This window comes from Stenotrophomonas sp. SMYL20 (assembly GCF_036320045.1).
In the GTDB taxonomy this organism is placed as follows: domain Bacteria; phylum Pseudomonadota; class Gammaproteobacteria; order Xanthomonadales; family Xanthomonadaceae; genus Stenotrophomonas; species Stenotrophomonas maltophilia_A.
Genome location: NZ_JAWIRT010000002.1, coordinates 96209 through 108710, shown reverse-complemented (window position 1 = coordinate 108710; position 12502 = coordinate 96209). Strand labels below are relative to the sequence as shown.

General features: G+C 68.2%; 9 protein-coding genes. 3 read left to right on the top strand and 6 right to left on the bottom strand.

Annotation, left to right across the window (positions count from 1 at the left end; translation table 11 throughout):
• Positions 1-27: 27 nt before the first annotated feature.
• The 6 genes from gltX to creB all read right to left on the bottom strand — a co-directional run bounded on the left by gltX (position 28) and on the right by creB (position 7316).
• The gene (gene gltX / locus V3B48_RS02070; RefSeq protein WP_049399599.1) at positions 28-1431 is read right to left on the bottom strand and encodes a glutamate--tRNA ligase; all 1404 of its coding nucleotides are present in this window, start codon (positions 1429-1431) and stop codon (positions 28-30) included.
• A gap of 153 nt (positions 1432-1584) precedes the next feature.
• Positions 1585-3162 carry a M20/M25/M40 family metallo-hydrolase gene (locus V3B48_RS02065; protein WP_121503870.1) on the bottom strand — a complete coding sequence of 526 codons (1578 nt, stop codon included), beginning with the start codon at positions 3160-3162 and terminating at the stop codon, positions 1585-1587.
• 142 nt (positions 3163-3304) lie between these two features.
• Positions 3305-3715, bottom strand: coding sequence for a hypothetical protein (locus V3B48_RS02060; RefSeq protein ID WP_071228476.1), 411 nt, complete (start codon positions 3713-3715; stop codon positions 3305-3307).
• 10 nt (positions 3716-3725) lie between these two features.
• Positions 3726-5045, bottom strand: coding sequence for a cell envelope integrity protein CreD (gene creD, locus V3B48_RS02055; protein WP_032130265.1), 1320 nt, complete (start codon positions 5043-5045; stop codon positions 3726-3728).
• Positions 5046-5126: 81 nt separating this feature from the next.
• Positions 5127-6587 carry a two-component system sensor histidine kinase CreC gene (gene creC / locus V3B48_RS02050; RefSeq protein WP_329893065.1) on the bottom strand — a complete coding sequence of 487 codons (1461 nt, stop codon included), beginning with the start codon at positions 6585-6587 and terminating at the stop codon, positions 5127-5129.
• A 3-nt stretch (positions 6588-6590) separates the two neighbouring features.
• Positions 6591-7316: a two-component system response regulator CreB gene (gene creB / locus V3B48_RS02045; RefSeq protein WP_329893064.1), complete on the bottom strand. Its 726-nt coding sequence runs from the start codon at positions 7314-7316 to the stop codon at positions 6591-6593.
• A 35-nt stretch (positions 7317-7351) separates the two neighbouring features.
• Here creB and rlmJ point away from each other — a divergent pair, with 35 nt between their 5' ends.
• From rlmJ to mfd, 3 genes are all read left to right on the top strand, one after another.
• Positions 7352-8209, top strand: a complete 858-nt coding sequence (gene rlmJ / locus V3B48_RS02040; protein ID WP_024958156.1) for a 23S rRNA (adenine(2030)-N(6))-methyltransferase RlmJ — start codon at positions 7352-7354, stop codon at positions 8207-8209.
• A 95-nt stretch (positions 8210-8304) separates the two neighbouring features.
• The gene (locus tag V3B48_RS02035) at positions 8305-8850 is read left to right on the top strand and encodes a GNAT family N-acetyltransferase (RefSeq protein ID WP_004150340.1); all 546 of its coding nucleotides are present in this window, start codon (positions 8305-8307) and stop codon (positions 8848-8850) included.
• 149 nt (positions 8851-8999) lie between these two features.
• Positions 9000-12464 carry a transcription-repair coupling factor gene (mfd, locus tag V3B48_RS02030; RefSeq protein ID WP_329893063.1) on the top strand — a complete coding sequence of 1155 codons (3465 nt, stop codon included), beginning with the start codon at positions 9000-9002 and terminating at the stop codon, positions 12462-12464.
• The last annotated feature ends 38 nt before the right edge of the window (positions 12465-12502 follow it).

The window sequence follows — 12502 nt, the reverse complement described above, 5'->3', positions numbered from 1 at the left end:
CTCCGGTTCGGGCCTGGCAAGGATGCCTCAGGCCGTTGCTACCTTGGTGATGGCCACATCAATGCGTTTCAAGGCCTGCTCGCGGCCGGCCAGGTACACGGTATGGGAAATGTCAGGACTGACCTGGGTGCCGGTAATGGCCACGCGCAGCGGCTGGGCCACCTTGCCCATGCCGATTTCCAACGCTGCGGCCGCGTCGTGCAGGGCGACGCCCACCGACTCGGCGGTCCATTCCGGCAGGGCGGCCAGCAGCTCGCGGGCCTTGCCCAGCGCCACTTCGGCACCGGCCTTGAAGTGCTTGGCCACCGCCGCTTCGTCGTACTCGGTCAGCGGCTGGTACCAGACCACCGCCTTCTCGGCCATTTCCTTCAGGGTCTGCACGCGTTCACGCAGGGCGATCACCACGTCCTCCGGGGCGGGGCCGGCGGCCACGTCCAGGCCCAGCTTCTGCAGCTGGTAGACCAGGTGCGGCACGATTGCGGCCACGTCCTCGGTCTTCAGGAAGTGCTGGTTGACCCAGCCCAGCTTGGCCATGTCCAGACGCGAGGCCTTGGAATTGCAGTCCTTCACGTCGAACAGGTCGATCAGCTCCTGGCGGCTGAACAGCTCCTGGTCACCGTGCGACCAGCCCAGGCGGGCCAGGTAGCTCAGCAGCGCGTCCGGCAGGTAGCCGGCGTCCTTGTACTGCATCACGTCGGCCGCGCCGGTGCGCTTGGACAGCTTGGCGCCCTGCTCGTCGAGGATCATCGGCATGTGGCCGAACTTCGGCACCGGCGCGCCGATGCCTTCGTACAGGTTGATCTGGCGCGGGGTGTTGTTGATGTGGTCGTCGCCGCGGATGACCTCGGTGATGCCCATGTCCCAGTCGTCCACCACCACCGCGAAGTTGTAGGTGGGGTAGCCGTCCGGGCGGAAGATGACCATGTCATCCAGCTCGCTGTTGGCGATCTCGATGCGGCCCTTGATCAGGTCGTCGAACACCACCGTGCCTTCCAGCGGGTTCTTGAAGCGGATGACGCGGTTCGGGTCGTCCTTGCGCGGCAGGCCCAGTTCGCGTGCAGCGCCGTTGTAGCGCGGCTTCTCCTGCCTGGCCATGGCGGCCTCGCGCATCGCGTCCAGCTCTTCGCGGGTCTCATAGGCGTAGTACGCCTTGCCGTCGGCCACCAGCTGCTCGGCCACTTCCAGGTAACGGGCGACGCGGTCGGTCTGGTAGATCGGGCCTTCGTCATAGTCCAGGCCCAGCCACTCCATCGCCTCCAGGATCGCGTCGATCGCGCCCTGGGTGCTGCGTTCACGGTCGGTGTCCTCGATGCGCAGCACGAACTCGCCGCCACGGTGGCGGGCCTCCAGCCAGCAGTACAGCGCGGTGCGGGCACCGCCGATGTGCAGATAACCGGTGGGGCTGGGGGCGAAGCGGGTGCGGCAGGTCATGGACGGCTCGAGGAACGGGAATCCCCCGATTTTACCAGCCCGCCGCCCCCTACGGAAAAAGGGGACGGAGGGGATTAAGTCGCGATTGCCCAGCCGCTGGGCCTGCAACCGGGAAACGGAGGGGAGAAACGACTTAATCCCCTCCGTCCCCTTTTACGGTTCTACCTTGCGCGGGAAGGACTGCTCGCGCATCGCGGCGTTGTAGGCGAACGAGGCGACGATGGCCGCGGCCTGCTTCAGGTCTTCCGGTTCGGCGTGGTCCCAGGTGTCCAGGTGGCTGTGGTGGACGTTGGTGAAGTAGTCCAGCCGGTCCTGGATGAACTGGAAGCCCGGCAGGCCGATGCGGTCGAAGCTGATGTGGTCGGTGCTGCCGGTGTTGCGGGTGGCCACGGTGGTGGCGCCGACATCATGGAACGGCGCCAGCCAGGCTTCGAAGATCGGCATCGCCGCCAGGTTTTCCTGTGCATAGATGCCACGGAAGCGGCCAGAGCCGTTGTCCATGTTGAAGTAGACCTGGAACTTGCCGTAGTCGCGGGTCTTCTGCAGCGCGCCGGTCGGCTCGCGCAGCGAGGCCGGCAGCGCCTTCTGCGCCGGGTCGGTGGGTTCCGGGAAACGGCCGAAGTGCTTGGCCACATAGGCCTGCGAGCCGATCAGGCCCTGCTCCTCGCCGCTCCACAGCGCCACCCGGATGGTGCGCTTGGGCTTGGCGCCGGTGGCCTTGAGGATGCGCATCGCTTCCATCATCACCGCCACGCCGGCCGCGTTGTCGGCCGCACCGGTACCACTGTGCCAGGAATCCAGGTGCGCGCCGATCATCACCACTTCATCGGGCCTGCTGCTGCCACGGATCTCGGCCAGCGTGTTGTAACCCGGCTGATCGGCCTCGTCGGTGAAGCGCGCGGCCACATCCACGCGCAGGCGCACGGTCTGCTTGGCCTCCAGCGCGCGCACCAGCGGATTGAAGTGTTCGCTGATCATCGCCAGTTCGGGGATGCCCACCGATTCACCGGCCTTGCGCGAGCCGCCACCGGCAACGCGGATGATGCCGTTGTCCCAGCTGCTGATGCTGATCGAGGCCAGCGCGCCTTCTTCCACGAAGAACGCATTGACCTTGGTCGCCAGCTGCTGGCGTTCCTGGTATTCCTTGACCCGCTTCGCACGCTCGGCGGTGGCGTCCTTGTCCTTGGGCAGGGTGAACTCCTGCAGGCCCTCGAGCGAGGTAGCGTCGTGGCGGTGCGAATCCGCCTCGGTGCCGCGCTTGTACTCGCGCGCCTCGCCCAGCAGCAGGATCTTGCCGCGCAGCTTGCCGCGGTACTTCTCGATGTCCTCGGGCTTCTTGATCTCGACCTGCACCAGTTCGCCTTCAACCGGTCCCTTGGTGCCCGGCGTCCACGCCTTCGGCAGTGCATGCAACGGCTGTACACGGTCCCCCAGCATCTCCACGCTGGCCGAGGTGAACTCCCAGCCGCGCCCGAAGTCGTCGAAGGCTTCGTCGTGGACGTTGTCCAGCTTCCATTCGTTGAACTTGCCGCGGGTCCAGGCATTGGCGCGGCCCATCGCCGGCGAGTTGGTCAGTCGCGGGCCGATGCGTTCGGTGAGGTAGCTGAAGGTGTCCATCACCTGCGAACGGTGGAAGGCCTCCTGGCGGATGCGGCTGACCATGTCCAGGTCCACCGGCTCGCGCTGCTGCGCGCCTGCATTGCCACCCATCGCCAGCGCTGCGGCCAGCATGCCCCACTTCAACACATCGCACCCCTGCCCTTCGGCTCGATCATCAACCCATCGAGTCTAGCCAGCAGGGGCGCGCCGATACCGTCCCATCGGTCATGGACAGCGACAGTAGATCCACGCCAGGCGTGGATGATCAACCGAATCACCCACTCCATCCCAGCCACAACTGCGCCCGTTCCGGCAGCAGCAGCAACCAGTGCCGCCGGTCGATGCTGCTGCAGCCGTACACCGCCGCATGCGCGGGCCAGTCCTCGGGCAGGCCGCCGATGCCGATCTCGGCCAGCGCCTCCGCCCCGGCCTTCCATGGCCGGTAGCGCGGCACCCGGCCAGCCAGCGCGCCGCGTCCCTGCCGCGCGCCGTGCAGCCAGGCCAGTCCCTGGCCCTGCAATCCCTCGCAGGTCACCGCTGCCAGCTGGAAGCGGACCAGACCGGGGGCGATCCGTGCCCCGGGCAGGGCCGCCAGCACGCCATGTGCCTGCAGCAGTGCATCCACTTCCAGCAGGGCCGGAATGCCCTGCCGTGCCCGTTGCCGCAATCCCTGGCGCCAGCCCATGGCGTACTCCTTACTTCAGTTCCGCGCCAAGCGCGTACCAGTCCACCCGGCGGGTCACCCACATCGCCAGCGCCAGGATCACGAACAGCAGCAGCGAACCCATCAGCAGCGCGTTGTTCTCCGACACCAGCAGGCCATACAGCGCGCCATACAACACGGTCAGCAGCGCAGCGAAGCCGAGGCCGCGCTTCCAGTGGCCCAGCACGTTGGCCAGGTACACCGCCTGCAGGCCGATACAGGCCACCGCCGAAACCAGGTAGGCCTTCCAGAACGCGATGTGCTCGGACAGGCTGATCAGCAGCAGGAAGAAGATCGCCAGCGCCAGGCCCACCATGAGGTACTGCAGCGGGTGGATGCGCAGCGACCTGATCAGCTCGAACAGGATGAAGCCAACGAAGGTGAGCAGCACGAACAGCACGCCGTATTTCGAGGCACGGTCGGCCTGGGTGTAGGCATCGACCGGATCAACCAGCGACACCGTCACCGCCTGCGACTCGACCGCACCATCATTGCGCAGCTGTCGCTGTGCATCGGAGGCCAGCGAAGACACCGCCCAGCGCGCATCGAAGCCCTGTGCGTCGACGCGACGCTCGTTGGGCAGGAACGCACCGCTGAATGACGGATGCGGCCAGCTCGAACGCAGTGCGATCTTGGTGTCATCGCCCACCGGCACCACCGACAGCATGCGGCTGCCATCCAGGCGCAGCTCGAGTTCGACGGTGCTGGCAGCCAGCGTGCCGCCCTGTTCCGCAGCAAAACCGGCCACCGGCGCATGCAGGCCTCGCCCCACCTCGCTGGCCGCACCAACCCCCGGCAGCAGGCGCAGCTGCTTGCCATCCACGCGCAGGTTCGGCGTACCGACCAGACCACGCACATCGGAAATGCCCACCGCCACATACGGCTGGCCGTAGCTGCGGCCGGCCTTCACCGGATAGTCGTCTGCAGCGAACGTCGCCTTCATCTGGCCGTTCCAGCTGTATACCGGCACCTTGAACAGGCCGACCTCACGCTGGCTCGGCAGCATCTCGCCGCCCACCTCCAGCGACGCCGGCATCTGCAGCCAGTGCCCCTCGGTGACCTGCACCTCGGTCTTCTTGACGCCCAGCGGGTCGACCAGTTCAACCTGCTTGCGTTCCACCCACGGCACCACCCGCACCGGGCCCACCAGCTGCTGTGCACCGGCGCGGCTGTCGGCCACCCGTGAGAAGGCCTCGTCGCGGTACGCGCTACGTTCGTTGATGACCCCGCGGATCATCGTCAGCGGCACCAGCAGCAGCAGGATCAGCCCGCCGACAATGGCGAACCGCAGCAGCATCTTCAGGGATTTCATGGTCCATCCTCGTTGGAGAGGGCTGCAGGATGGACCGCCGCGGTGAGCAGGGTTTGTGGCGAATTTGAAGCGAGTGTGAAGTCAGCGGCGCGGGCGCTGGCCTGGCACACCCAAAGGCAGCCACAGGCTGGCCACGGTGCCGCCGCCCTCGCGGATATCCACGCTGGCGCGCCCATCATGCAGGCGCGCGACCTCCTGCACGAACGGCAGGCCCAGGCCGGAGCTGCGCCGCCCGCTGCCGGGGCGGGCCAACGAATAGAAGCGCTCGAACACCCGCTCACGCGCGTAGTCGGGAATGCCGGCGCCACGGTCGGCCACCTGCAGGCGCACGCCCTGCCCGTCCACCTCGGCCTGCAGCGCGATCTCCGCGCCGGCCGGCGAGAAGGCAATCGCGTTGTCGATCAGGTTGTGCAGTGCCTGCCGCAGCAGGTAGGCGTCGCCTTGCACCCGCAGGTCGGGCACGCTGCCGATGCGGACCTGCACGCCGGCCGCCTGCGCGCGCACCTGCGCGGCCGCCGTCGCATCGGCCAGCAATGCCGGCAGCGCGATCGGGTCACGCGTCTGCAGCCAGCCGTGCTGTTCCACTTCGGCCAGCGCCAGCAGCTTGTCGATGGTCTCGGTCAGCCGCTCCTGCTGGTCGACGATGCTGCGGGCGAAATGCACGCGGTCGGCCTCGGGCAACGGCTCCTGCAGCAGCTCGGCGGCACCGCGGATCGCCGCCAGCGGGCTCTTCATCTCGTGCGTCAGCGACTGCACGTACTGCTCGACGTAGGCCTTGCCCTCCAGCTTGCGGCGCATCGTTTCCAGCGCCTGGCCGAGATCGCCGATCTCGTCGCGACGGCGCCGTGGTGGTGGCACCGGTTCGCCCGCGCTGACCGCGCGTGCATAGCGGCTGAGCTGACCGAGGCCCGTGGTCAGCCACATCGTCACCAGCACGCCGACCAGCGCCGACAGCCCGATCAGCCACGCACCGCGCTCGATGATGGCGCGCTGGCTGGCGGCGATGAACGGATCGATGCTGCGGTTCGGCTGGGCCAGGCTGAGCACGCCGATCAGCGTGCGGCCGTCGGCCGGGTCGTACACCGGCGCCGCCACATGCATCACCGTATCGCCCTCTTCGCCGGCAATCTCGGGGCTGGAACGTGCGCCGTACTCACCGCGCAGCGTGCGGTACACATCATTCCAGCGCGAATTGTCGCGCCCCAGGTCGCGGCCCAGCGAGTCGTAGATGACGATGCCCTTGGCGTCGGTGATGGTCACCCGGTAATCCAGCGAGCGCTTGGGGAAACGCCAGACCATCGCCTTCAGGTCGCGCTGCCGCGCCTTGGCCAGGTTGCGGGTGAAGCTGCCGCTGCGGATGGTGCCGTCCTTGACGTCGGCGGCGGCCATCTCGGCCAGCACGTTGGCCGCATCGACCAGGGTCGATTCCATCGCCTGGCGCACACCGGGCTTCACCTCGTTGACGAACACGCGCATCACGAAGAACGCGGCGATGCCGGTGATCAGGAAGAAGCCGAGGAACAGCTTCAGTACCAGGCGCATCGGCTAGACCTCCAGCGCGTAGCCGAGGCCACGGTGGGTGCGGATCGGGTCGTCGCTGGCACCGGCCGCGCGCAGCTTGGCGCGCAACGTCTTTACATGGGTGTCGACGGTGCGGTCGGCACTGTCGGCACTGCTGTCCCAGCCCCGGTCCATCAGCTGCGCGCGGCTGAGGATGGCACCCGGGCGCTGCAGCAGCGCTTCCAGCAGTGCGTACTCATAGCGGGTCAGGTCCAGCGCATGGCCGCGGAAGCGGATGCGCCGGCCCTCGCGGTCAATGGCGAACGCGCCATGCTCCTGCCAGCCCGCATCGGCGCTGGGCGCTGCGACGACCGGCGCCGCACGGCGCAGGCGCGCACGCACCCTTGCCACCAGTTCGCGCGGCGAGAACGGCTTGGTCATGTAGTCGTCGGCGCCCAGTTCCAGGCCGAGCACGCGGTCCACTTCGTCGTTGCGCGCGGTCAGGAAGATCACCGGCAGCTGCGCCGCCGGCCCGGCCTGCGCACGCAGCCGCCGGCAGACCTCGAAACCGCTCAGGTCCGGCAGGCCCACGTCCAGCACCACCACGTCGATGCCGCCGGCCTGCAGCCGCAGCAGAGCCTCACCGCCCAGCAGGCAATGGCTGGCGGCATAGCCCTCGCTGCGCAGTGCATAGAGCACGGTTTCGGCGATGGCGGCTTCGTCCTCGACCACCAGGACATGGGCAACGGGAACTGTCATGGCGCGCAGCATAGCCGCTGCGGCCGCCGCCCCGTACACTGCCGCCCATGAACTATCGCCACGCCTTCCATGCCGGCAACCACGCCGATGTGCTCAAGCACATCGTGCAGCTGGCCCTGATCGACAGCTTCAAGCGCAAGGACAGCCCGTTCTTCGTGCTCGACACCCACGGCGGTGCCGGCCGCTACCTGCTGGCCAGCGAAGAGAGCCGCAAGACCCTGGAGGCTGAATCCGGGATCATGCGGCTGATGGCCCAGCCCAAGCTGCCCGAGGTGGTCGAGCGCTATCTGAAGGCGGTGCAGGCCGATAATCCGGTGGGCGCCCTGACCAACTACCCGGGATCGCCGCTGCTGAGCGCGCAGGCGATGCGCGCGCAGGACCGCATGGCGGTCTGTGAGCTGCAGGAAGCCGAAACGGCCACGCTGAAGGCTCTGTTCGCCCATGACAGCCGTGTCGACGTGCGGGCGGGCGATGGCTATGCGCTGCTGCGTTCGCTGCTGCCGCCGAAGTTCAACGGCAGCAAGATCGGCCGTGGCCTGGTCCTGATCGACCCGCCCTACGAGGCCCAGGACGCCGAATACCAGGCCGTTCTGGCCGCCCTGGCCGAAACCCTGGCGCGCTGGCCGCAGGCCACGTGTGCCGTCTGGTTCCCGATCAAGCAGCGCCGCACCATCCTGCACTTCCTGCGCAAGGCCACCGCCCTGCCGGTGAAATCGGCGATGACGATCGAGTTCCTGGTGCGCCCGGACGACTCACCGCTGCGCCTCAACGGCAGCGGCATGCTGCTGCTCAACCCGCCCTGGCAGTTCGACCGGGTGGTCGGCCCAGCCCTGCCGGCGCTGCGCCAGCACCTGGGTGAACCCGGGGCCAGCACCCGCCTGGATTGGCTCAAAGCACCCGAATAACGGCCTTCACGAGGCTGTACCGCCGTGAGCCTTTCGTTCACGGAATGCAGCCCCGGTGATGCCACAATCGATGGACCACCAAGGAATCACCCGGTATGGCCACTCGCAACCGCATGCCGCCCTGGCATGAGATCTTCAAGGCTCCCAGCGGCCACGAGCTGCTGATCCGCCCCATCCGCCCGGAAGATGGCGCGCCGCTGCAAGCGGCGTTCAGCCTGTTCGGGCCGGAAGAAATCCGTGATCGTTTCCTGCAGGCGGTGACCGAGCTGTCGCCGGAAACCACCCAGCGCCTGACCCACCCGAATCCCAAGACCGAGATCACCCTGGTCGCTGCCGAATCCCTGCCCGCTGGCGAAGCGGTGGTCGGCGCGGTCGCCCGGGCCTCGATCATCCCCGGTACCCGTGAAGCCGAGTACGCGATCCTGATCAGCCGCTTCCTCATTGGCCAGGGCCTCGGCCGGCAGCTGATGCGCAAGCTGGTGAAGTGGGGCCGCGGCAAGTACCTGGACCGCCTGTACGGCGACGTTGCCGCCGAGAACGAGCCGATGAAGCAGCTGGCCGCCTCGCTGGGCTTCAAGCCGGTCCCGCACCCGACCGGTGCCGAAGGCCTGGTGCGGATGGTGCTGGAGCTGGACAACTGACGGATGCGCCGGGCTCGCCCGGCCCCCCCCCCCGGCTCGGCCGGCGCGCCGGCGGGCATCCCCCCCCCCCACCGGCACATGAGGCGGCCGGCCAACGGCCGGCACGACTCGCCGGGCTTCGATCGGGCTTCTGCTAAAATCCGGGGTCCATGTCGCGTACCTCATACCCCGCCCCGCCGCTGCCGCGCGCCGGCCAGCTCCGCGCCTGGTGGCGCGCCCCCGCATCGCCGACCGCCCTGGCCTGGTACCTGGCCCAGGCCGCGCGTGCGCACGACGCCCCGCTGCTGGTGATCGCCCGTGACAACCACGGTGCCAACCAGCTCGAAGCCGACCTGCACACCCTGCTCGGCGGTGACCCGGCCCTGCCGGTGGTGGCCTTCCCGGACTGGGAAACCCTGCCCTACGACCGCTTCAGCCCGCATCCGGACATCATTTCGCAGCGACTGTCCGCCCTGCACCGCCTGCCCACGCTGAAGCGCGGCCTGGTGATCGTGCCGGTGCAGACCCTGCTGCAGCAGCTGGCCCCGCGCAGCTACGTGATCGGTGGCAGCTTCGACCTGAAGGTCGGCCAGCGCCTGGATCTGGAAGCCGAGAAGCGTCGCCTGGAAAGTGCTGGTTACCGCAACGTCCCGCAGGTGATGGACCCGGGTGACTTCGCCGTGCGCGGCGGCCTGCTCGATGTGTTCCCGATGGGCGCCGACGAGCCGCTGCGGGTGGAGCTGCTGGACGAGGACATCGACTCGATCCGTGCCTTCGACCCGGAAAGCCAGCGCTCGCTGGACAAGGTCGAGGCGGTGCACATGCTGCCGGGCCGCGAAGTACCGATGGACGAAGCCAGCATCGCCCGCGTGCTGGCCACGCTGCGCGAACGCTTCGATGTCGATACCCGGCGCAGCGCGCTGTACCAGGATCTGAAGTCCGGGCTGGCCCCGGCCGGCGTCGAGTACTACCTGCCGCTGTTCTTCGAACGCACCGCGACCCTGTTCGACTACCTGCCCGACGGCAGCCTGCCGGTGGTCTGCGCCGGTGCCGGCGAAGCCGCCGAGGCGTTCTGGGCGCAGACCGGCGAGCGTTACGAGCAGCGCCGCCACGATGTGGAACGGCCGCTGCTGCCGCCGTCGGCGCTGTATCTGTCGCCGGAACTACTGCGCGAGCGTCTGAACGATGCCCCGCGCATCGAGGTGTGGGCCGCCGACCATGCGCGCATCGCCGATGCGCACGCGCTGGGCGACCAGCCGCTGCCGCCGTTGCCGGTGGCCGCACGTGAAGCGCCGGCCGGCGATGCCCTGAAATCCTTCCTCGGCCACTATCCGGGCCGGGTGCTGATCGCCGCCGATTCGCCTGGCCGCCGCGAGGCCCTGCTGGAAGTGCTGCAGGCGGCTGAGCTGAAGCCGCCGGTGGTGGCCGACCTGCCCTCCTTCCTCGCCAGCGATGTGCGCTTTGCCATCGCGGTGGCGCCGCTGGAGGATGGCTTCGCACTGGACGATCCGCGCATCGCGGTGCTGACCGAGCGCCAGCTGTTCCCCGAGCGCGCCGGCAGCACCCGCCGCACGCGCCGTGCCGGCCGCGAGCCGGAAGCGATCATCCGCGACCTCGGTGAACTGACCGAGGGTGCGCCGATCGTGCACGAGGACCATGGCGTCGGCCGCTACCGCGGCCTGATTGCGATGGACGTCGGCGGCATGCCCGGCGAGTTCCTGGAAATCGAATACGCCAAGGGCGACCGCCTGTATGTGCCGGTCGCCCAGCTGCACCTGATCAGCCGCTACTCCGGTGCGTCGGCGGAAACCGCGCCACTGCATTCGCTCGGTGGCGAACAGTGGAGCAAGGCCAAGCGCAAGGCCGCCGAGAAGGTGCGCGACGTCGCCGCCGAGCTGCTGGAGATCCAGGCCCGCCGCCAGGCGCGTGCCGGCCTGGCGCTGCAGGTGGACCGCGCGATGTACGAGCCGTTCGCCGCCGGTTTCCCGTTCGAGGAAACCCCGGACCAGCTGGCCGCGATCGACGCCACCCTGCGCGACCTGGCCAGCAGCCAGCCGATGGACCGCGTGGTCTGCGGCGACGTCGGCTTCGGCAAGACCGAGGTGGCGGTGCGTGCGGCATTCGCCGCCGCCAGTGCCGGCAAGCAGGTGGCCGTGCTGGTGCCGACCACGCTGCTGGCCGAACAGCATTACCGCAACTTCCGCGACCGCTTCGCCGATTACCCGCTGAAGGTCGAGGTGCTGTCGCGCTTCAAGACCACCAAGGAAATCAAGGCCGAGCTGGAAAAGGTCGCCGCCGGCACCATCGACGTCATCGTCGGTACCCATCGCCTGCTGCAGCCGGACGTGAAGTTCAAGGACCTGGGCATGGTCATCGTCGACGAGGAGCAGCGTTTCGGCGTACGCCAGAAGGAAGCGCTGAAGGCGCTGCGCGCCAACGTGCACCTGCTGACCCTGACCGCCACGCCGATTCCGCGCACGCTCAACATGGCCATGGCCGGCCTGCGCGACCTGTCGATCATCGCAACGCCGCCGCCGAACCGGCTGGCGGTGCAGACCTTCATCACCCAGTGGGACAATGCGCTGCTGCGCGAAGCCTTCCAGCGCGAGCTGGCGCGTGGTGGCCAGCTGTACTTCCTGCACAACGACGTGGAAAGCATCGGCCGCATGCAGCGCGAGCTGTCCGAGCTGGTGCCCGAGGCGCGCATCGGCATCGCCCACGGGCAGATGCCCGAGCGCGAGCTGGAAAAGGTGATGCTGGATTTCCAGAAGCAGCGCTTCAACGTACTGCTGTCGACCACGATCATCGAGTCGGGCATCGACATCCCCAACGCCAACACCATCATCATCAACCGCGCCGATCGCTTCGGCCTGGCCCAGCTGCACCAGCTGCGTGGCCGCGTCGGTCGTTCGCACCACCGCGCCTACGCCTACCTGGTGGCGCCCGACCGCCGCTCGATCACCCCGGATGCGGAAAAGCGCCTGGAAGCGATCGCGTCGATGGACGAGCTCGGTGCCGGCTTCACCCTGGCCACGCACGATCTGGAAATCCGCGGTGCCGGTGAACTGCTGGGCGAGGACCAGAGCGGGCAGATGGCCGAGGTCGGCTTCAGCCTCTACACCGAGTTGCTGGAGCGCGCGGTGCGCAGCATCAAGCAGGGCAAACTGCCCGACCTGGATGCCGGCGAGGAAGTGCGCGGTGCCGAGGTCGAGCTGCATGTGCCGGCGCTGATTCCGGAAGACTACCTGCCGGACGTGCACACCCGCCTGACCCTGTACAAGCGCATTTCCAGCGCGCGCGACAGTGATGCGCTGCGCGAACTGCAGGTGGAGATGATCGACCGCTTCGGCCTGCTGCCGGATGCGGCCAAGCACCTGTTCGCCATCGCCGAGCTGAAGCTGAAGGCCAATACGCTGGGCATCCGCAAGCTGGACCTGGGCGAGAACGGTGGCCGCATCGTGTTCGAGTCCAAGCCGAACATCGACCCGATGGCGGTGATCCAGCTGATCCAGAAACAACCCAATCTCTACGCCATGGAAGGGCCTGACAAGCTGCGCATCAAGCACCCGCTGCCGCTGCCGGAAGACCGCTTCAATGCGGCCCGCGCCCTTCTGACCACCCTCGCCCCGGGTTGATCGCCCCCCCGAACACCCCGCACCGGTCCCCACCCGGT